Origin of the sequence: Pseudofrancisella aestuarii (assembly GCF_003574475.2) — a bacterium.
In the GTDB taxonomy this organism is placed as follows: Bacteria; Pseudomonadota; Gammaproteobacteria; order Francisellales; family Francisellaceae; genus Francisella; species Francisella aestuarii.
Map to the genome: position 1 here is coordinate 332944 of NZ_QLIS02000002.1, position 19815 is coordinate 352758.

Consider the following 19815-nt stretch of genomic DNA (forward strand, 5'->3'; position numbering starts at 1 on the left):
AATTAGTATTTATATCCTGTATGTAATGCAACTATTCCACCAGTCATATTTTGATATTCAGCGTCATCAAAACCAGCTTGTAACATCATTTGCTTTAATGTTTCTTGATCAGGGTGTTTACGTATAGACTCTGCTAAGTATTTATAGCTTTCAGCATCTTGAGTGATTACTTTTCCCATGAAAGGAAGAGCTTTGAAAGAATATTCATCATATATTTTTGATAATAAAGGGACAATCGGTTTAGAGAACTCTAACACTAAAAGTTTTCCACCTGGTTTCAAAACTCTATACATTGATGTTAGAGCTTTTTCTTTATCTGTAACATTTCTTAATCCAAATGATATAGTTATGCAATCAAAATAATTATCTGGAAATGGCAGACTTTCAGCATTTGCTTGGATATATTCTATATTGCCAACACATCCTTTATTTGTAAGCTTTTCCTTTCCAACCTCTAACATGGATGAATTTATATCACTAAGAATGACTTTTCCATTATCTCCAACAAGTTGACAGAACTTATAAGCTAAATCACCGGTACCACCAGCTAGATCAAGAACTCTATCACCTTTGCGAATTCCAGCTTTTGCAACAGTAGTTTTTTTCCATAGTCTATGAATGCCAAAAGACATCATGTCATTCATTAAGTCATATTTGGCTGCAACTGAGTGAAAAACACCAGCCACTTTTTTTTGTTTATCTTCCCATGCTACTTCTGAGAATCCAAAGTCAGTAGTTTTTTTATTATCAGACATTCAAATAGTTATTAGATATTTATAGTATGCTATTATAACAAAATATAGGGGCTTTTCATTCTATATGAATAACAAAAAAGGAACTTAATATTATGTATATCTTATCTGGTGATATTGGTGGTACAAATACAAGATTGCAAGTATCAACGTTAGAGAATGGTAAAACAGAACATGTTACGATAAAAAAATATAAAGGCGCTGATTTTAAATGTCTTTCAGATGTTATAGATACATTTTTGGAAGAAATTGGACTAAAAGGGCAGATTGACTCTGTTTGTTTGGCGGTAGCTGGTTTTGTTGTTAATGGAGAGGTTGAGCTCACTAATCTGCCTTGGATGGTTTCTGAATTATATGTTGCAGAAGGTTTAGGAATTGATAGATCTAAAGTAAAAGTAATAAATGATTTTGAAGCTATTGGTTATGGAATAGAAAACTTAGATAAGGAAAAAGATTTATATACTTTGCAAGAAGGGAACTATGACGAAGAAAGTTTATGTGCTGTTATAGGTGCGGGAACGGGTCTTGGTATGTGTCTTGCAGCTTATCATAATGGTAAAACAAAAGTTTATAAAACTGAGGGTGGACATGTAGATTTTTCACCAGTAGATGATGAACAAATTGAGCTTTTTAGATTTATGAAAAAGACTCTACATAGAGTCTCGCCAGAAAGATTCTGTAGTGGTTATGGTATCTATAATATTTACAAATATGTGATTACACAGCCATTATATGGTCAGCCAGAATCATCTTCTTTAAGAAGAGAATTATTTAACGTATCCGACGTTGATAAAGCAGCATTAATAGTTAAATATGCTGTCGAGCATAAAGACCCATCAGCGCTTAGAGCAGTTGATATATTCTTAAGCATATATGGAGCAACAGCAGGTAATTTGGCGTTAACTAGCTTACCTTTTAGAGGTTTATATATTGCGGGAGGTATAGCGCCTAGATTAGTTAAACAAATAATAGAAGGGAAGTTTCTTCAAAAATTTAGAGATAAGGGAAGAATATCTAATATGATGAAAGATTTCCCTATCCATATTATTACAAATACAGATGTTGGACTAATTGGGGCGCGAACTTACGCTGCTAGTCTTGTGAAGTAGTTTTTTCCGTAATTTCTTCTATATTCTCATTATTTTTGTTCTGAGAAACTGATTTTTTTTCTTTATATTTTTTTATCCCCTTCATAATAAATATAGATAAAATTGTTATTGTTCCAGCTATTATAATAGCTATATAAAATGATAAAAATAAGAAAAATATTAGAGCTAGAATTATTATTTCAGCTATACAAAAAACAGAAAGGATCATCACTAAAAACAAATTGCCTAAAGATTTTTTACAAGAGTATAAACTTAATTTCTTTTTGGAAATTTCTTTATTATTTTGTTGTAATTGAGTTTCTTTGTTTTCTTCATTCATTATGATTTTCTTCATTAAATATAAAAATATAAATTGATTATATTATAGCTATTTTAAATTATAAATGGAGTTCTATTTTTTTATATGTTTTGAAAGATAAGCTACTTGTATAACCATAAATATTATTGTTAAGCCAATAATTCCAAATAATTTAAAATTCATCCAAGTATTAGTGGAGCAGAAGTAAGCAACAAACATATTTATCGTTCCTAGTACTAGAAAGTATATTCCCCACATGTTATTTAAGATCTTCCATTTTTTATGTTCTAAATCCATGGAACTACCTAATAATTTTTCTATTGGTGTTTGTTTCATAGTATAAGTAGTAATTATAAATCCTGATCCTAGTAACCAATTTATTATAGAGACTTTCCATTTTATAAATTCTTCATTATGAAAATATAGAGTTGCACCACCAAAAATCACAACCAATATGGCGATTACAACTTGAGTGTAAGGAATCTTTTTATGCATAATATATTCAAAAATTACTTGAGCAATAGTTATTATTATTAGTGCTGCAGTAGCATAGAAGATGTCATAAATTTTGTATACTGCAAAAAAAGCTATAGCAGGTAAAAAGTCATTAAGCATTTTATTCATTTTTAAGTAGTAAATGAAATTAATATGTATAATAGATTAGAAGTATAACTTATATGAATAATTTTATGAATAAGTTACTAGAAATAAATAGTTATGGTAACAATGATAATGCCTTTGAAGAAATTGTAAGTGTTCTTGATAATGATGGAGTAGTAGCTATACCAACAGATTCAGGATACTCTCTAGCATGTAAAATGAAATCTAAAAGAGCGATAGATAAGATAAGAAAAATTAGAGATTTAGACAGTGAACATAATTTTACTTTGGTCTGTAAGGATTTATCAGAAATATCAGAATATGCAAAGGTAGATAATAATGCTTATAGAATATTAAAAAGATGTACTCCTGGAGCATATACTTTTATATTACTAGCTACAAAGAAAGTTTCATCATTACTAGTCAAAAAAAATAAGAAAACAGTAGGGATTAGAGTTCCAACTCATTATATTCCATTAAATATTATTGCAAGAATAGGGGAGCCATTAGTTACTAGCTCTTTTATTTTACCAGGTGAACAAAATGTTGTTACAGATTGCTCAGAAGTTAGTAATACCATCATGAACAATATAGATTTAGTTGTTGAATCTGAGTATTGTGGCTTTGAATCAACAACTGTTGTTGATATGTTAGAAATGCCTTTTAGTATTCTTCGAGAAGGTGCTGGTGATATAGATAATATAGTTTAATACTAATTAATTTATATTTTTTAGACTATTTTCCTTTGTTATAAAAAAGTAAGAAGTTGTACCAACAAGACAAATTATAGCACTTATTACAAAAACTAAATTAAAATTATTGTTGGTATGTACTAAAATAACACCTGTAACTAAAGGGGCTAGTGCCCCCCCTGTAAAATTAGCAAAATTCTGAATTCCTCCAATTAGTCCTACAGAGTTCTTACAAGACATATCAGCAACTAAGGCCCACGTTGGAGATATTCTCAATCCTAATGCAAAAACACTAATACTAATTAATGTTATAATTAAATATATATTTTGTATAAATGGTATTAAAAGCATAGATAAACCGGCAATTATACATCCTAATATTATTGGAAAAAGTCGAGCCTTTATAGGACACATTTTTTTCTTTATAAGAAGATCTGATAAGATTCCGCCAAGCATTACAGATAATAAAGAGAGCATAAAGGATGCAGATGTAGCTATGCCCATCTCTGATAAATTGAGTTCTTTTGCAGTTATAAAGTAGTATGGTAGCCAAGTTAAAAATAGCCAATATGCATAAGATGAACTAAAGTTCCCTAAACATAATAATTTCACATTTTTATTAGAAAAAGCCTGTTTTAGCCTTATTGGGTTTGAGCTCTTTATTTGTTTTTTATGATTATTTATATTTGTAAATCTTTTATTTATCTTATACCAAATAAAAGCGATTAATATACCTAATGATCCTAATAATATAAACATGCCTCTCCAACCAGTAAAAAGTATAAGAGCGACTATTGAGACTGGCGCTATGACAGTTGCAACTCTGGGACCAAGATTTACGATTGATGACATTAATCCTCGTTTCTTAGTAGGAAAATGTTGTTGTATTATTTTTGTAGCTATAATAAAAAAAGGAGCTTCAGCTGCACCTAGTAGTAGCCGAGTAGCAAGTATAGAGTAAAATCCAATAGTTAATCCTCCAAGTATGCAAGCAAAAGACCATAAAATCATGCTTATAATCATTATTTTATGTACATTATATCTATCAACCAAATATCCAGCAGGAAGGCTTATTATGGCATAAGGCCACATAAAAGCAGATAGAAGAATACCCATCTCTGCAGGAGAGATATTAAAAGCTAGTGAAATTTCTGTGTTTGCTATACTAAGAGTTGAGCGGTCAAGATAGTTTAATAATGCTATTATAAAAAGTAGGCAAATTATTATTGAGTGGAAATATTTTCTTTTTATCATTAGTTTATTTGACCCTCATACCTGGTTGAGCTCCTTCATGTGGCTCTAGGATATAAATTCCTTTATTATCACTATCACTAGCTGCTAATACCATTCCTTCAGATAATCCAAACTTCATTTTTCTAGGAGCTAAGTTAGCTACCATAACAGTATGTTTACCAATAAGATCTTCTGGAGAATAAGCAGATTTTATGCCAGCAAAAACTTGTCTTTTGATGCCTCCGATATCCAGTAATAATCTAAGCAATTTATCAGCACCTTCAACATGATTTGCTTCTACTATTTTAGCCACTCTGAGATCAATCTTCATAAAATCATCAATATTACATTCAGGAACTAAATCCAGTTTAGATTCTTTTATTTCTGATTTTTGAGGTTGTTCTTCAGCTAACATTTGTTTTGTTTCCTCTATGATTTGATCAACTTTTTCTCTTTCAATACGATTTGCTAAAGGTTTGAATTTATTTATTTTATGATTTATTAAGAAATTTGGAGCTTGACTCCAGTCACTTATATTCAAATTTAGAAATTCTTCGGCATTAGAGGCTATGCTTGGGACTATAGGTTTTAAATATGCTATTAAGACTTTAAACATATTTATACCTTGTGAGCATACTTGATGAACTTTTTGTTCTTGTCCTTCCTCTTTAGCCAATTGCCATGGTTTATGGAAATCTATAAATTGATTAGCTTTATCTGCTAGAGCCATTATTAATCTTACAGCATTTGCAAATTCTCTTTTTTCAAATGCCTCAGTTATAGCTGAGTGAGAATTCTTAAATTCTTTTTCTAATTCTTTGTCAAAAATTTCACTTGATAATGTAGCATCAAATTTTTTACATATAAAACCAGCACAACGGCTAGCAATATTAACAACTTTTCCAACAATATCTGAATTGGATTTAGTTATAAACTCTTCAAGGTTTAAGTCGATATCATCAGTTCTAGCAGTTAGCCTAGAAGCAAAATAATACCTTAAGTAAACAGGATCTATATTATTTAAATAAGTTCTAGCTTGTATAAATGTACCTCTAGATTTAGACATTTTTTTACCATTAACAGTTAAAAACCCATTAGCAAAAATACTAGTAGGAGTTTTGTAACCAGAAGCTTCTAAGATTGCAGGCCAAAATAAAGCATGGAAATATATAATGTCTTTACCTATAAAATGATAAAGTTCAGTTAGTTCTTGAGAATCTGCTGACCAGTACTCTTTATAATCTTTTCCTACTTTATTGCAGTAGTTTTTATAACTAGCAATATAGCCCATAGGAGCATCTAACCATACGTAGAAAAACTTTTTGCCATCAGTGTTTGGTATTGCAAAACCGAAATATGGCTCATCACGAGAAATGTCCCAACTTTGTAAGCCTTGCTCAAACCATTCTTTAAGCTTGTTTGCAACTTCAGGTTGGAGATTTTTATTATTATCTATCCAGCTAGCTATTTCATTCTGTAAATCAGGTAACTTAAAGAAAAAGTGTTGAGAACTTTTTTGGATAGGAGTTTTACCTGAAACTACTGACTTAGGGTTTATAAGTTCTGTTGGATCATAAGTTGCTCCGCAAACTTCACAACTATCGCCATACTGATCTTCAGCTTTACATTTTGGACAAGTACCTTTTACAAACCTATCAGGTAGAAACATTTTAGCCTCTTCATCATAGGCTTGAGCTATATCTTTAGTTTCAATAAGACCTTTAGCAAAAAGTTTATTGTAGATGTCCTCTACAATCTCTCTATTTTCTTCGCTATGAGTTGAATGATAATTATCAAAGTTAATTCCAAAATCTTGAAAATCTTTCAAGTGACTAGCAGACATTTCTTCTACTAATTCCTCTGGAGATATGCCAAGATTTTTAGCTTTTAGCATGATAGGAGTGCCATGCGTATCGCTACCACAAACAAAAGTACATTCATTACCTCTTAATTTCTGGAATCTTACCCAGATATCTGACTGAATATAGCCAAGCATATGCCCTAAATGAAGATGGCCATTAGCATAAGGTAGAGCATTTGTAACTAATATTTTTCTCATAATTATATATTTTGTGAGTTTTAAGAAGTCTAATTAGTAAATAATTATAAAGACTTTTTAATTGGTTTTGTATTTTAAGTTTAAAAGAAGTAATAATTTAATTATTCTTACAGGATATATAAAAAGAAAAGAGAGTGATTTTATGATAATAGATTCACACTGCCACCTAAATTATTTGAAGCTAGAAGATACTAGTCTTGATAATGTAATTAGAAATGCTAAAAGTGTTGGCGTAGATAAGGTTGTATCAATTTCTTGTGCTTGGTATGAGATAGCAGATATCCAAGGTATTGCTGAAAAGTTTGAAGATGTGTTTTTCTCTGTTGGCGTACATCCTAGTGAATTGGATACATATCAGCCTAGTGTGGAAGACATTATTAGTATGTCTCAACATCATAAATGTGTAGCTATAGGAGAAACTGGCCTAGACTTTTACTATAACGATATGAGTACAAGAGATAAACAAATATTAAAATTTGTAAATCATATTCAAGCAGGTATAGAGACAAAGAAACCTGTGATAGTTCACACTAGAGCAGCAAAAGAAGACACGCTAAATATTTTAAAGTCTGAAAATATAGAAAAATGTGGTGGTATATTGCATTGTTTTACAGAGGATTATGATATGGCAAAACGAGCTGTTGATATGGGTATGTATATTTCTTTTTCAGGGATATTAACTTTTAAAAATGCAAAAGATATTCAAGAAGTGGCTAAAAAGTTACCATTAGATAGAATTTTAATAGAAACAGATGCACCATATTTAACACCTATGCCATTTCGAGGTAAACCTAACTATCCGGAATATGTAAGGTATGTGGCAGAATTTTTAGCTAACTTAAGAAATGAGTCTTTAGAAATGATTCATCAACAGACTTATAAAAATACATGTGATGTATTTAGAATATAATTTATGAGCTTTAGAAAACAATATCATTTTAGAAAATCAGAAAATGGCGATTTGTTAGTTTGGGATGTTTTACAATTAATTGAAAAAGCAAAAGGTCTGACTCCAAAATTAATATCTATATCCTTAATCAAAGAGATTGATGAAAATTATTGGTATGAAATTGGTGATAGTGAGCCCACTTGTGCTAGTTTAATTGAGCATATTAAATTAATTAATGATGCTAATTTAGACTACCCAATTATTCTAAGTAAAGATGGTAGAGTGATGGATGGAATGCATAGAGTTTGTAAAGCTATTATTTTAGGAGAAAAAGAGATAGAAGTTCTTCAGTTTGAAGAAGATATTCCACCAGACTATATTAATATTGATATTAATGAACTTCAGTATGACTAATTATGAGTAAAAATATATTTGAAATAGGTTGTGGTAATTCAGATGAAGAGATATTTATAGATCTTTTTAAGAAAGAGGGTGTACATATTGAGAAAATAATATCTTATGGCCAAGTTACGCCAAAAGATAATCCATATATTCAAGATCATGATGAGTGGGTTTTAGTTTTAAGTGGCAAAGCTAAATTAAAGTTAGAAAATAAAGAATATACTCTAGAGACAGGAGAATATTTATTTATACCTAAAGATGAGAAGCATTGGGTTACATATACAGAATGTCCAACAATTTGGCTAGCTATACATTTATTAAAATGATTAATGGTATAAATATTTTCTATTTAAGCTAAATATTCTTATGTATCATTAGATTGATATTTATTAAATATTTTACAAAATGGTTGAATTTTTTTCTGAGCATTTCTATATTCTTTGTTTTTATCTTATCTGTATGGGCTTCTTAGCTGGGTTTATAGATGCTATAGCTGGTGGTGGAGGTCTGATAAGTCTTCCAGCTCTTAGTATAACAGGGCTGCCAATAGCACTAGTTTTAGGAACTAATAAATTTCAGAGTACAGTTGGTACATCTGTTGCTACTTATAAGTATTGGAGAAATGGATTAATAAATTTTAAAACTGTTTTTAGAGGTCTTGTAATGGGGTTTGTGGGCACAGTTTTTGGAACATTATTAGCTATTTTTATTCATAATGAGTTTATGAATTATATTGTCCCTGTGCTTCTTATAGCTGTATTCTTATTTTCTATTTTTAATAGGAACCTAGGTATTTCACCGGGTAAAAAAAGAATGTCAGAGTTAGCGTTTTTTAGTTTATTTGGTTTTATGCTGGGAGCGTATGATGGTTTTTTTGGCCCAGGGACAGGAAATTTCTGGGTTATAGCAATAGTTTATTTCCTTGGATACACTTTTCTGCAAGCATCAGGGTATGCAAAAATCTTAAATTTAAAAAGTAATATTTTTTCTTTATCAGTATTTTTATATTTTGGACAAGTTAGTTTTATGTTAGCTATAATCATGGCTATTGGAAATTTTGCTGGCGGTTTTATGGGTTCAAAGATGGTTATATTAAGGGGTGCTAAATTAGTAAGACCAGTTTTTATAATTGTGGTTGGAGTAAGTATATTATCCTTTTTAATTACAAAGTTTTAGACAAGTAAATAATAAATTTAATTCATACAACTATAATAATATTTCATAGAGTTTCATCATATTCTTATAAAATAAGATGATATAATTTCTTTATTCCTTATTTCTATTTTTGATGATGAGAAAACAAAAAGCTTTAGAACTTATAAATGTAAGTAAAATATATAAAGGTGGTTTAAAAGCTGTAGATGATATTAGTTTCATAGTGAATCAGGGGGATTTTTTTGCTCTTCTTGGTCCTAATGGCGCAGGTAAGTCAACAACTTTGGGAATGATATCGTCTTTAGTAAATAAGACTAGTGGTCAAATAAAGATATTTGGTTACGATATTGATGTTGATAGCCAAAAAGCCCGAAAGCATTTAGGAGTAATGTCTCAGGAGATTAATCTAAATATTTTTGAAACACCTCTTCAAACCCTTATCACACAGGCGGGTTTTTTTGGAGTCCCTAGAAAAGAAGCTTTGCCATATGCAGAAGAGCTTTTAAAGAAGGTTGATTTATATGATAAGCGTAATGTTCAAGTTAGGTTTTTATCAGGGGGGATGAAACGCCGCTTAATGGTTGTAAGGGCATTAATTCATAAGCCTAAACTTTTGATTTTGGATGAGCCAACAGCAGGCGTTGATGTAGAATTAAGAAATGCATTGTGGGAAATGATTTCTGAATTTCACAAAAATGGTTTAACAGTTATTTTGACTACTCACTATTTAGAAGAAGCAGAAGCTATGTGTAATAAAATTGCGCTTATTCATAAAGGTGTTCTTCATACTAATACTGATATGAAAACTTTTTTAAAATCAGCAGACAGACAAGTTTATGTGTTTGATCTAAAGAATGCATATTTGGGTGAGGAAATATCTCTAGAAATTGGACAAGCTAGGTTAATAGATGAATACACATTAGAAGTTGAAGTTAAAAAAGGGATACTTCTGAATGATGTATTTAATGAGCTAGTATCAAATTATAATTTAGAAATAATGGACGTTAGAACGAAAACAGCAAAATTGGAGCAACTATTTATAGATGTTGCAAGAAATAAAATTTAGGTGATTTTATGACATTTAAAGACTATTGGGTAATGTATATTACTATTTTAAATAGAGAAATTGTGAGGATATTTAGGATATGGCCTCAGACTTTGCTTCCCTCTGTTATTACATTGACTTTATATTTTTTAATTTTTGGGAAAGTTGTTGGTTCTAAAATTGGAGATATGGCAAATGGAGTCACTTATATGCAATATATAACTCCAGGACTTATAATTATGTCAGTTATTCAAAACTCCTATGGTAATGTTGTAAGCTCATTTTTTGGCATTAGATTTAGTAGATCTATAGAGGAATTGCTGGTTTCTCCAGTTAATAATCATATTATAATTCTGGGATATATTTCAGGTGGTATATTTAGAGGCTTCACAGTCGGTATTTTTGTGAGTATAGTTGCATTTATATTTGGTGGTTTTACCAGTGATATTCAGAATATTTTCCTTATTCTATTTGGCTTTGTTTTTTGTGGGGCGCTATTTTCATTGGGTGGGCTATTGAATGCTATATTTTCACAAAAATTTGATGATACAACTATCTTCCCAACTTTTGTTCTGACACCACTTATATATTTAGGTGGAGTATTTTACAACATTAATAGTTTAACAGGAATATGGCATTATATATCACTTTGTAATCCATTGTTTTATATTGTTGATTTTGTGAGATATGGTTTTATAGGACAATCAAGTGTTAATCCATATGTGGCTTTTTCAGCAATAATAATCTTCACCTTTTTATTATATTATCTTGCTTGGTATCTTTTAAGTAGAGGGATCAGGCTGAAACCATAGAGATATAACGGATATCTATTTATTCTTTATAAGAATTTTCTTTCCTAGATAGACAGATAATATTATTGTAAACATTCCTACTAGTTGTTGTAGAGAGAAGGTTTCCCTAAATAAAATATAGCCGTAAAGTAAAGCAAAAATTGGACCAATTAATAGAACTAGCGAACTTAAAGATAATGAAATATGCTTGATTCTGCTAATATAAAGTATATTGCCTAGAAGATGTCCAAATAGGGCAATTGCAACTAAGACTAATACACCACTTAATGTCGTTGGAAATATCTGCTCTTTAAGTACTATTGCGAGAGCAAATAAAATAATAGAACCACTTAATGAAGCTATAAACATCATTCTAAAAGTAGAGCAAGTATTTCTTAATTCTTTAGATAGGATTATAAAAAGTGAATAAAATACTGCTGAAATAATAGCTAGCCAGTTTCCTAGAATATGTTCTGAACTAAGTCCTGCCTGACTCATTAATAATAAAAGTCCTGCAAAAGCAATTAAAAGAACTAGATAATATTTTAAAGGAACTTTCTCTTTAAAAAAAATAATAGCAACGAAGGTGGTCATAAAAGGGCATAAATTTGTTAAAAGACTAGCCTCTGCAATAGAGGTGTACATCAAAGATATACTATAAAATGCAAGATCTAATCCTAAGAAGAAACCAGTTAAGATGGCAATATTAAAAGATTTCTTTGATAATTTATCTTCATTTTTAGAAATTGATAGGAATGAATAAAGGAAAATGCAAGGAAGTAGTAATCTATAACCAAAGCTTGCAATAGGGCCAATTTCAGAATATCGAACCAATACAGAAGCAATAATAAGATTTGAAAGAGCAAATATTATTATAAAAAAATTTCTATCCATGCTATCTCCTAATTTATGGAGCATTAAGCAGATGATAGCATGAAATTAGCAATATTGGTTTTATAGTATGCGAAAAAAAATATATAATTTTAGAGAAGTCATTTTTTATATAAAATCAATTAGGTTTGTTAGGTAGTCATATAAATGCAAAAGCAGATTCCAGTATTAGATAAAACAAATACATTAAACGTTTTAGTAAATAGTTTTATAGAAGATTTAAAGTCTAAAAAATTTGAGGGTGATATTCATTCAGATTACGCATCTAGAATATCTTCATCTATTGACAATAGTATTTACATCGTTGTTCCTGAATTAGTTCTTTTTCCAAAAGTTGCAGATGATGTAAAAAAAGTTTTTGAACTTGCTGCAAAGTCCGAATATCAGGATCTAAAGTTTTCTCCTAGAGGTGCTGGTACTGGAACTAATGGCCAGTCACTATGTAGCGGAGTAATGATTGATACAAGTAGGTATTTAAACAATATTTTAGAAATTAATTTAGATGAGGAGTATGTAAGAGTTCAGCCTGGAGTCGTATTAGATCAACTAAATGAAGCTTTACAAGATACTGAGTATTTTTTTGCTCCAAACTTATCTCCTAGTAATAGGGCTACTTTAGGGGGGATGGCAAATACTGATGCGTGTGGAAAGGGTTCTAGAATTTATGGTCGTACTAGTCAGCATATATTGGGTTTAGAGTGTGTACTGGTTGATGGAACAAATCTTGCTACTAAATCCATAAAACTATCTGATATAAAAGAAGGTGAGCTTACTCAGATAGAAAAAAATATATACTCAACAATTGTTGAACAAATTATAGATAAATATGATCAAATTGAGAAAGATTTACCTAAGTTAGATAGATTTTTAACAGGCTATAATCTTGCAAAAACTTATGATAAAACTAAAAATTCTGTTAATTTAAGCTATTTAATTTCTGGGTCAGAAGGAACTTTGGCTTTTGTTTCAGAACTTAAATTGAAACTTACTAAAAAACCAAAGTATAAAGCTCTTTTTGCTATTTCATACTTGGACTTTGATGTTGCTTTGAGATCTGCAAGAATGCTTTTGTCTTTTGACCCTTCAGCTATAGAGACAGTAGATGGCAATATTATTAGTCTTGCTAAAGAAGATGAAATCTATCATAAAATTAAGCATATGCTTGAAAAGAAAAGAGGTTTTAATGTTGCAGCTGTAAATTTTGTAGAGTTTATATCTCAAGAAGAGCATGTTCTTCATGACAAAACTGCGAGACTGGAAGAAAGTTTATTGGCTCAAGGTATTAGTTTTCATTTCACAGAATATAAAGAGGAAATAGAAAGTCTATGGGAACTAAGAAAGAAAGGAGTCGGTTTACTTGGTGCAATGAAGGGCGACAAAAAACCTGTTCCGTTTATGGAAGACACTGCAGTACCACCAGAAAAACTAGCAGATTACATAAAGGAACTAACTGCTCTTTTAGATTCATATGGACTAAAGTATGGTATGTTTGGGCATGTTGATGTTGGTTGTTTACACGTTCGCCCAGCATTAGATATGAATACTGAAGAAGATATGAAAAAAATAGCTAAGTTAACTAAAGAAGTTAATGAGTTAGTTAAAAAATATGGAGGATTATATTGGTCAGAGCATGGGAAAGGATTTAGAAGTGAATATGTAAAAGATTATTTTGGTGAAGAGCTATATAAATCATTAGAGCATATTAAAAAATCATTTGATCCATATAATCAATTAAATCCAGGAAAAATTGCTGTTCCTTATGGTAGCTCAGATAAACTAGTTAAAGTAGATGGCCCGTTTAGGGGATATGGGGATTCTCAAGTTCCTGAGAAAATGAGAGAACAGTTTTCAGGAGCATTTAATTGTAATGGTAATTCTCAGTGTTTAAATTATGATTCAAATACAGTTATATGCCCTTCAGCGAAGGCTAGTCGAAATTGGGTATACTCTCCAAAAGGACGCTCAGCTATATTAAGGGAATGGTTGAAGCAATTATCTGCTGAAGGATACTCGACAGTTGATAAGCTTGATAGTATAGGTATTGAAACAGCTAAAAATGTACCTAATGATTTTTCTCATCAAGTCTATGATTCTTTAGATGAGTGTTTAGGCTGTAAAGCTTGTGCAACAGCATGTCCAATTAAGGTTGATATTCCGCACATGAAATCAGAGTTTCTAGCTAATTATCATTCTAAATATCGTCGTCCAAAGCTTGATTATGTTATTAAGTATAGCGAAGCTATGTTAAAAGTTAACATGCGCATGCCTAGAATCTTTAATGACTTATTTAATACACAATTATTAAAAAATAGTGTGCCAAAATTAATAGGAATGGTAGATACTCCATCTATTAGTATGCTAAATCTACGAGCAGAGCTCGAGAAAAGGAAAGCCCCTGTTTTTGATTTAGAAACTTTTAAAACCCTGTCAAAAGAAGAAAAAAATAAAACTGTTTGTGTGATTCAGGATGTATTTACAACAGTTTATGATACAGACATAGCTTTGAGCTTGTATGATTTCCTAACATCATTAGGTTATAAAGTATATTTTGCTCCATTTAAGATAAATGGTAAGCCAGCACATGTTAAAGGCTTCTTAAAATACTTTAAGAAAAAGGCATTAAAAGCTACTTCTCTGTATAACCAAATAGCAGAGGCTGGGATAGAGATGATTGGTATAGATCCGGCGATGACATTAGTTTATAGAGATGAATATGTGAAATTGTTAGGTGATGAAGTTAAATTTAAAGTTAAGATGATTCAAGAGTGGCTACTTTCAAAACTTCCAGAAATTGCAATTGCTGAAGAAAATGTTGGTGAAGAGTTTACTTTATTTGCACACTGTACTGAAAGATCTTTGTCTAGTGTTTCATTAATTCAATGGCAGAGAATATTTAGACATTTTGGCTATAAGATGAATGTTGCTAAGGTTGGATGTTGTGGTATGTCAGGTAGTTTTGGTCATGAAGCTAAACATTTAGAAACATCTAAGAATATTTATAATTTGAGTTGGAAAGAAGAGATGACTAAAGTTGGGCTAGCTTCTGCTATGGTAACTGGATTCTCATGCCGTTCTCAGGTTAAAAGGATAGAGGGGCATAGAGTTAGGCATCCAATAGAGATTCTATATAGAAACAATAAAATGTCACAAAAGTTATTGACTTAAAATATCACATTAGTATAATAAACAGCATTGAGTTTGGGTTGTTAGCTCAGTCGGTAGAGCAGTTGGCTTTTAACCAATTGGTCACAGGTTCGAATCCTGTACAACCCACCACTTCTTTCAAATAAATTTTATCTATTAATTGGGTTGTTAGCTCAGTCGGTAGAGCAGTTGGCTTTTAACCAATTGGTCACAGGTTCGAATCCTGTACAACCCACCATTTACTTTATATCTTAATTTATAAATCTGAAGGCAACTCGTATATATAAGGCAGTAATTCTTTTATATTTGTCTCTACGATATCAGATCTTGCTATGTTTGTAAGAATTATAGGGCAATCTAAAGTAAGATGTTCCGACATTATTTGTCTACATGCACCACACGGAGAAACAGCTTTTTCAGTATCAGCAAGAACAGCAATTTTAACAATATCATTTTTCCTATATCCTTGTGAGAATGCATAAAAGATAGCAGTCCTTTCGGCACAGTTAGTAAGTCCAAATGTACAATTCTCAACGTTAGCACCATTTATAATATTTCCATCTTTCATTAGAAGAGCTGCTCCAACCTTAAACTTAGAATAAGGGGCATGAGCATTAAGGAAGGCTTCATATGCTTTATCAATTAAAATATTATCTTCACGAGTTATAGTCATATTCTTATATTCTCCTAATCTATATAGAAATTATTTTGGATGCTGTCTTTTATCATAAGCATTATAGTGCTCATAGAATCATTATATTTACTTTTATCAACTTTTTCTGAATTAGTTCTTTTTGCCATTACGCTACATAGACATGTCGCCTCTAATCCAAATGTAGCACAAATTGTAAGTATAGCAGATGACTCCATTTCTAAGTTTAGTACATTAAGTTTTCTCCATTCGCTAACAGTATTTTTAAATTGATTTCTAACATATCCACTATAGTTATCTTGTCTTTCTTGTCCTGGATAAAAAGTATCTGAAGAAGCTGTTATCCCGAAGAAAACATTGTGATTAGCTTTTGTAGCAGATTTTTGTAAGGAGCTATTTAGTTCAAGACTTGCTACGGCAGGATATTCTATAGGGGCGTAATGATATGAAGTACCATCTAATCTAACTGAAGCGTTTGTAACAATAATATCACCAATATTAATATGCTCTTGTATGGTCCCACAAGTTCCAACACGTATAAATTTCTTAACACCTATCATAGCTAGTTCTTCTATACATATTCCAGAAGATGGGCCTCCCATGCCTGTGGAAATAACAAGAATATCTTTATTAGCTACTTTAGCAAGGTAGGAAGTATATTCTCGATTTTTAGCTAGGAAAGAGGCATTTGTATCTAGCATCTTCGCTATAAATTCGACTCTTCCAGGATCGCCAGGAAGAATAGCAATTTCAGAATTTTTTATTAGATTAGTACTTAAAGAAATATGATATAGAATTTCATCTTTATCAACGCGATGGTTATTTATATTTGGATTAGCCATATTTATCTTTTAACTTATATATCCATATATGAATTATATATTATAAAACTGGTGTGGTTAAAGAAGATTGTTTTTATACTTTATTTATAATTCTTTTTTAATATACTAGATAACTAAATTTTAAATAAGTTAAGTTTGTAAATGGAATATAAATATGCAAATTTTGAAACTGTAGAAGACTTTCTTCTTTGTGAGACTCCAATTAGTTGGATTAAAAAGGCTCTAGAAAATATAGATCTAATGCTTTTAGATCATGCATATTGTGAAAAGAAAGCAGCTTCTGCAGCTATAAGCTATTTATATAGGCATCCAGATAAACCAGATTTAATAATGAGAATGTCAAAGATAGCTAGAGAAGAATTGGTTCATTATGAACAAGTTCAGAGAATTTTGAAAAAAAGAGGTATTAGTTATAAAAATGTAAGTGCATCTAGATATGCTGAGGGTTTACAGAAAGTTGTTCGAACTGATAAAGAGGGTCGATTTATAGATGCTTTAATTGTTGGAGCATATATTGAAGCACGCTCTTGTGAAAGATTTGCAAAGATAGCTCCATACTTGGATAATGAGTTGAAGAAGTTCTATAATGGTCTATTAGAATCTGAAAAAAGGCATTTTACAGTTTATTTACACTTTGCAGAGAAATATTCTAATAAAGATATAAGTGAGCATGTTCAAAGAATCGGAGAGGTTGAAAAGGAGTTGATCTTATCTGAAGATAAAGAGTTTCGTTTTCATAGTGGGGCTTAAATTTGGGGAAGTTTCCATTTATATTGAATGGTCAGAACTCTCAACAACATTCCAACACTAATTATAATTGCACTACCAACATAGATATTTACACCGTAATGCATAAATATAATATTTGTTAGGCCTATTATTCCTGCAACAGAAGCATAAAGCTCATCTTTAAAGGCTACAGGTATATCATTACAAATCATATCTCGCATAATACCGCCAGAAATTCCATTAACTATAGCTATCACTGTTCCAACAATTAAAACGTTAATGAAAGGCATATTAAATACATTAGTACATATATGGTAAGCTATGTTACTACCGATATAAGCGAATGCTATTAAGCCTATAGAGTCTAATATAAGGAATACTTTATAAAGGCGAGTTATATATTTTTGTGTGAATAATGCGATAATTGCACCAATTAAACAAATAAGAATGTATTCCGAATGTAGGATTATCGTTACAGGTAAGTTTCCAAGTAAAATATCTCTAACAATCCCGCCTCCTAGTGCTGTTGTAATAGCTATGGCAATCACACCAAAGGCATCCATATTTCTCCGGCTAGATGATATTACCCCAGTCATACTTTCAGCAGTTATGCCTATTACAAACATAATGCTAAAAATATATGGTCCACTAATGCCCACATGTTCAAAGTTAGTCATATTAATATTTCTGGAAGACTTAATTTTAATAAAGTATTGTAACTATAATTATAATTAATAGTAAATAGTTATTTTTTAGTTAAGAGATATGATGTTACATTTCCTGACTTTTTAAATTTGATTATATTAAAAGAATTCTCTAGATTAAGATGTGCTCCTTTTTCTATCTCAAGGTATATAAGAGTATTATTTGATATTTGCTCATTTATGGTGATAGCATTTAAAGCTTTCTCAGATAATCCTTTATTAAAGGGTGGATCAAGAAATATTATAAAATTGTCATTATTAGTATCTAATTCTGAGATTGCTTTAAGAAAATCTATTTTATAGGTGTCGGCATTTAAAATGTTTAGAGTTTGAAGATTTTCTTTTATTTGATTTAATGCTTTGAGGTTTATTTCATGGAAAATAGCCTTCTTGGCACCGCGAGATATAGCTTCTATGCCAAGAGAGCCACTACCTGCAAAAGCATCGATACAAATAGAATCATATATGTATGGTTGTAACCAGTTAAAAATAGTTTCTTTCATTTGGTCAGAAGTAGGGCGTAATCCTTGTGTATCAGGAAACTTAAGTTTTCTTCCTTTAAACTTTCCCGATATGACTCTAACAGTGTTAGTTTTCACTAAAGTCTCCGACCATGACAGTAATCATTTCATTTTCTTGTACTTGTTTAAAAGCATTATAAATATCTTTACTGTTAACGAGATTAACTTTATCAACATATGTTTTGAAAAAGTCTAAAGTTAATTCTTTATTGGCAATGGTTGATAACATATTTAATTTTGAACTATTTTTGACTGATCCAATTAAATGAGTTCCTTCAATATGGTTCTTGGTATTTTGTAAAGTTTCTTTATCTATTTCATTATTAATAAAGTCTAAATAAACATCATTTATAGTATCTAAAGCTAATTTATAGTTACTAGTTTGTGCAGAAATAATGAAGCTACCATAGTCAGGACTAATATTTAAGCTGCTTCCAACATGATAGACTAGACCGAGCTCTTCTCTTACTTTATTAAAGAGCTTGGAATTTAGACCACCACCGCCAAGTATTTCATTTCCAACCTTCAACGGAAAATATAGGGGGCTGTCAATAGGTATAAGAAGTTGATGACCCATAAGTATAGTAGTCTGTTTACTTTGGAATTGTTTTTTTAAAAGTTCTTTTTTTACAGGCTTTTGTATAAAAGATTGTGTATTTTTTTGACCCTCAGGCAAAGCAGAAATAATTTCTTCACTAAGTTTATTTGCTTCGGTATCATTTATATTTCCAACTATGCAGAGATTCATATTTGATGTGCATATATACTTTTGAAAAAAGCTTTTTATATCTTTAATAGCTATCTTTTCTACAGTTTCTTTATATCCAAGTGTGGGTTGTGCGTAAGGATTATCTTTAAATAATAATTTAGAAAATTCTAAAGATGCTAGATAGTTAGACTGTTGTTGTACATAGTTTATGTGTGTAATAGTTTGAGCTTTTTCTCTTTCTAAAATTTTAGTGCTAAATTTGGGCTCTAAAAATATTTCCTTTAGAATATCTATTGTCTTTTGGATGATTTCGGGGTCACTTAGTAATCTAATCTTTATTGAAAAGAATTCTTTGTTGGCATGAGCATCTATACATATTCCAATGTCTGTAGTTTTATTAATTAATTCGTCTTCAGATGAAATATGAGTTTCTGTTGCAAATAGTCCAACAGCTAAGTCAGATAAACCTACTTTTTCATTATCATAAATAGAGCCAGCTTTGAAGTTTATTTGGATATCTATTATAGGTAGGCTAGAAGTTTGCTCAAAATAAACAGGAGTTTTATTAATTATCCATTTTTGTAACATAAAAATCTCT

Annotated in this window: 21 protein-coding genes and 2 tRNA genes; 12 read left to right on the forward strand and 11 right to left on the reverse strand. The window is 30.6% G+C overall.

Annotation, left to right across the window (positions count from 1 at the left end; genetic code table 11):
• Positions 1 to 2: 2 nt before the first annotated feature.
• Positions 3 to 755: a bifunctional demethylmenaquinone methyltransferase/2-methoxy-6-polyprenyl-1,4-benzoquinol methylase UbiE gene (gene ubiE, locus DNK87_RS05740; protein WP_119329929.1), complete on the reverse strand. Its 753-nt coding sequence runs from the start codon at positions 753 to 755 to the stop codon at positions 3 to 5.
• A gap of 92 nt (positions 756 to 847) precedes the next feature.
• Between ubiE and glk the strand changes: the two genes are divergently transcribed.
• Positions 848 to 1861: a glucokinase gene (gene glk, locus DNK87_RS05745; RefSeq protein WP_119329930.1), complete on the forward strand. Its 1014-nt coding sequence runs from the start codon at positions 848 to 850 to the stop codon at positions 1859 to 1861.
• Here glk and DNK87_RS05750 read toward each other — a convergent pair.
• Positions 1845 to 2195 carry a hypothetical protein gene (locus tag DNK87_RS05750; protein WP_154401829.1) on the reverse strand — a complete coding sequence of 117 codons (351 nt, stop codon included), beginning with the start codon at positions 2193 to 2195 and terminating at the stop codon, positions 1845 to 1847. The genes glk and DNK87_RS05750 overlap by 17 nt on opposite strands.
• Before the next feature lie 57 nt (positions 2196 to 2252).
• Complete coding sequence (locus tag DNK87_RS05755; protein ID WP_119329932.1) at positions 2253 to 2783, reverse strand: septation protein A; 531 nt, start codon at positions 2781 to 2783, stop codon at positions 2253 to 2255.
• 65 nt (positions 2784 to 2848) lie between these two features.
• Between DNK87_RS05755 and DNK87_RS05760 the strand changes: the two genes are divergently transcribed.
• On the forward strand, positions 2849 to 3469 hold the full coding sequence (locus DNK87_RS05760) for an L-threonylcarbamoyladenylate synthase (protein ID WP_119330148.1): 621 nt from the start codon (positions 2849 to 2851) through the stop codon (positions 3467 to 3469).
• Positions 3470 to 3475: 6 nt separating this feature from the next.
• Here the strand turns inward: DNK87_RS05760 and DNK87_RS05765 are convergent, their stop codons facing one another.
• The gene (locus DNK87_RS05765; RefSeq protein WP_119330149.1) at positions 3476 to 4702 is read right to left on the reverse strand and encodes an MFS transporter; all 1227 of its coding nucleotides are present in this window, start codon (positions 4700 to 4702) and stop codon (positions 3476 to 3478) included.
• 7 nt (positions 4703 to 4709) lie between these two features.
• Positions 4710 to 6743: a methionine--tRNA ligase gene (gene metG / locus DNK87_RS05770; RefSeq protein ID WP_119329933.1), complete on the reverse strand. Its 2034-nt coding sequence runs from the start codon at positions 6741 to 6743 to the stop codon at positions 4710 to 4712.
• Positions 6744 to 6885: 142 nt separating this feature from the next.
• On the opposite strand from metG, the gene DNK87_RS05775 reads away from it, so the two are divergent.
• The 6 genes from DNK87_RS05775 (at position 6886) to DNK87_RS05800 (ending at position 11046) form a co-directional block, all read left to right on the forward strand.
• Positions 6886 to 7653, forward strand: coding sequence for a TatD family hydrolase (locus DNK87_RS05775; RefSeq protein ID WP_119330150.1), 768 nt, complete (start codon positions 6886 to 6888; stop codon positions 7651 to 7653).
• Positions 7654 to 7656: 3 nt separating this feature from the next.
• The gene (locus DNK87_RS05780) at positions 7657 to 8046 is read left to right on the forward strand and encodes a hypothetical protein (RefSeq protein ID WP_119329934.1); all 390 of its coding nucleotides are present in this window, start codon (positions 7657 to 7659) and stop codon (positions 8044 to 8046) included.
• 2 nt (positions 8047 to 8048) lie between these two features.
• On the forward strand, positions 8049 to 8360 hold the full coding sequence (locus DNK87_RS05785) for a cupin domain-containing protein (protein ID WP_119329935.1): 312 nt from the start codon (positions 8049 to 8051) through the stop codon (positions 8358 to 8360).
• A 79-nt stretch (positions 8361 to 8439) separates the two neighbouring features.
• Positions 8440 to 9210: a TSUP family transporter gene (locus DNK87_RS05790; RefSeq protein ID WP_119329936.1), complete on the forward strand. Its 771-nt coding sequence runs from the start codon at positions 8440 to 8442 to the stop codon at positions 9208 to 9210.
• Between the two features lie 115 nt (positions 9211 to 9325).
• Positions 9326 to 10255 carry an ABC transporter ATP-binding protein gene (locus DNK87_RS05795; RefSeq protein WP_119330151.1) on the forward strand — a complete coding sequence of 310 codons (930 nt, stop codon included), beginning with the start codon at positions 9326 to 9328 and terminating at the stop codon, positions 10253 to 10255.
• Positions 10256 to 10263: 8 nt separating this feature from the next.
• Positions 10264 to 11046, forward strand: a complete 783-nt coding sequence (locus tag DNK87_RS05800; protein ID WP_119329937.1) for an ABC transporter permease — start codon at positions 10264 to 10266, stop codon at positions 11044 to 11046.
• Between the two features lie 15 nt (positions 11047 to 11061).
• Here the strand turns inward: DNK87_RS05800 and DNK87_RS05805 are convergent, their stop codons facing one another.
• Positions 11062 to 11919 (reverse strand): DMT family transporter, encoded by an 858-nt coding sequence (locus DNK87_RS05805; RefSeq protein ID WP_119329938.1) that lies wholly within the window; start codon positions 11917 to 11919, stop codon positions 11062 to 11064.
• A 144-nt stretch (positions 11920 to 12063) separates the two neighbouring features.
• Between DNK87_RS05805 and DNK87_RS05810 the strand changes: the two genes are divergently transcribed.
• The 3 genes from DNK87_RS05810 (at position 12064) to DNK87_RS05820 (ending at position 15298) form a co-directional block, all read left to right on the forward strand.
• A complete protein-coding gene (locus tag DNK87_RS05810) occupies positions 12064 to 15081 on the forward strand; it encodes an FAD-binding and (Fe-S)-binding domain-containing protein (RefSeq protein ID WP_119329939.1) in 3018 nt (1005 codons plus the stop codon).
• 35 nt (positions 15082 to 15116) lie between these two features.
• Positions 15117 to 15192, forward strand: a tRNA-Lys gene (locus DNK87_RS05815).
• A gap of 30 nt (positions 15193 to 15222) precedes the next feature.
• Positions 15223 to 15298: transfer RNA gene (locus DNK87_RS05820), tRNA-Lys, on the forward strand.
• 18 nt (positions 15299 to 15316) lie between these two features.
• Here the strand turns inward: DNK87_RS05820 and DNK87_RS05825 are convergent.
• Together DNK87_RS05825 and udp are read right to left on the reverse strand one after the other, a co-directional pair.
• Positions 15317 to 15733 carry a cytidine deaminase gene (locus DNK87_RS05825; RefSeq protein ID WP_119329940.1) on the reverse strand — a complete coding sequence of 139 codons (417 nt, stop codon included), beginning with the start codon at positions 15731 to 15733 and terminating at the stop codon, positions 15317 to 15319.
• A 14-nt stretch (positions 15734 to 15747) separates the two neighbouring features.
• A complete protein-coding gene (gene udp / locus DNK87_RS05830; RefSeq protein WP_119329941.1) occupies positions 15748 to 16554 on the reverse strand; it encodes a uridine phosphorylase in 807 nt (268 codons plus the stop codon).
• 141 nt (positions 16555 to 16695) lie between these two features.
• On the opposite strand from udp, the gene DNK87_RS05835 reads away from it, so the two are divergent.
• Positions 16696 to 17304, forward strand: a complete 609-nt coding sequence (locus DNK87_RS05835) for a MiaE family protein (protein ID WP_119329942.1) — start codon at positions 16696 to 16698, stop codon at positions 17302 to 17304.
• Here DNK87_RS05835 and DNK87_RS05840 read toward each other — a convergent pair.
• The 3 genes from DNK87_RS05840 to DNK87_RS05850 all read right to left on the reverse strand — a co-directional run bounded on the left by DNK87_RS05840 (position 17301) and on the right by DNK87_RS05850 (position 19805).
• The gene (locus DNK87_RS05840; RefSeq protein WP_119329943.1) at positions 17301 to 17960 is read right to left on the reverse strand and encodes a trimeric intracellular cation channel family protein; all 660 of its coding nucleotides are present in this window, start codon (positions 17958 to 17960) and stop codon (positions 17301 to 17303) included. The genes DNK87_RS05835 and DNK87_RS05840 overlap by 4 nt on opposite strands.
• Positions 17961 to 18028: 68 nt before the next feature.
• Positions 18029 to 18586 (reverse strand): 16S rRNA (guanine(966)-N(2))-methyltransferase RsmD, encoded by a 558-nt coding sequence (rsmD, locus tag DNK87_RS05845; RefSeq protein ID WP_119329944.1) that lies wholly within the window; start codon positions 18584 to 18586, stop codon positions 18029 to 18031.
• Positions 18576 to 19805 (reverse strand): M16 family metallopeptidase, encoded by a 1230-nt coding sequence (locus DNK87_RS05850; RefSeq protein ID WP_119329945.1) that lies wholly within the window; start codon positions 19803 to 19805, stop codon positions 18576 to 18578. The genes rsmD and DNK87_RS05850 overlap by 11 nt, the downstream gene beginning before the upstream one ends.
• Positions 19806 to 19815: the final 10 nt, after the last annotated feature.

Bases quoted from the DNA above. Each gene is read 5' to 3' on its own strand.
- DNK87_RS05810 (WP_119329939.1), top strand. From the start codon at position 12,064: ATGCAAAAGCAGATTCCAGTATTAGATAAAACAAATACATTAAACGTT.
- DNK87_RS05775 (WP_119330150.1), top strand. From the start codon at position 6,886: ATGATAATAGATTCACACTGCCACCTAAATTATTTGAAGCTAGAAGAT.
- DNK87_RS05805 (WP_119329938.1), bottom strand. From the start codon at position 11,919: ATGGATAGAAATTTTTTTATAATAATATTTGCTCTTTCAAATCTTATT.
- DNK87_RS05785 (WP_119329935.1), top strand. From the start codon at position 8,049: ATGAGTAAAAATATATTTGAAATAGGTTGTGGTAATTCAGATGAAGAG.
- glk (WP_119329930.1), top strand. From the start codon at position 848: ATGTATATCTTATCTGGTGATATTGGTGGTACAAATACAAGATTGCAA.
- DNK87_RS05835 (WP_119329942.1), top strand. From the start codon at position 16,696: ATGGAATATAAATATGCAAATTTTGAAACTGTAGAAGACTTTCTTCTT.
- DNK87_RS05850 (WP_119329945.1), bottom strand. From the start codon at position 19,805: ATGTTACAAAAATGGATAATTAATAAAACTCCTGTTTATTTTGAGCAA.
- DNK87_RS05790 (WP_119329936.1), top strand. From the start codon at position 8,440: ATGGTTGAATTTTTTTCTGAGCATTTCTATATTCTTTGTTTTTATCTT.
- DNK87_RS05755 (WP_119329932.1), bottom strand. From the start codon at position 2,783: ATGAATAAAATGCTTAATGACTTTTTACCTGCTATAGCTTTTTTTGCA.
- DNK87_RS05825 (WP_119329940.1), bottom strand. From the start codon at position 15,733: ATGACTATAACTCGTGAAGATAATATTTTAATTGATAAAGCATATGAA.
- DNK87_RS05800 (WP_119329937.1), top strand. From the start codon at position 10,264: ATGACATTTAAAGACTATTGGGTAATGTATATTACTATTTTAAATAGA.
- metG (WP_119329933.1), bottom strand. From the start codon at position 6,743: ATGAGAAAAATATTAGTTACAAATGCTCTACCTTATGCTAATGGCCAT.
- ubiE (WP_119329929.1), bottom strand. From the start codon at position 755: ATGTCTGATAATAAAAAAACTACTGACTTTGGATTCTCAGAAGTAGCA.
- DNK87_RS05760 (WP_119330148.1), top strand. From the start codon at position 2,849: ATGAATAAGTTACTAGAAATAAATAGTTATGGTAACAATGATAATGCC.
- udp (WP_119329941.1), bottom strand. From the start codon at position 16,554: ATGGCTAATCCAAATATAAATAACCATCGCGTTGATAAAGATGAAATT.
- DNK87_RS05795 (WP_119330151.1), top strand. From the start codon at position 9,326: ATGAGAAAACAAAAAGCTTTAGAACTTATAAATGTAAGTAAAATATAT.
- DNK87_RS05840 (WP_119329943.1), bottom strand. From the start codon at position 17,960: ATGACTAACTTTGAACATGTGGGCATTAGTGGACCATATATTTTTAGC.
- DNK87_RS05750 (WP_154401829.1), bottom strand. From the start codon at position 2,195: ATGAAGAAAATCATAATGAATGAAGAAAACAAAGAAACTCAATTACAA.
- DNK87_RS05780 (WP_119329934.1), top strand. From the start codon at position 7,657: ATGAGCTTTAGAAAACAATATCATTTTAGAAAATCAGAAAATGGCGAT.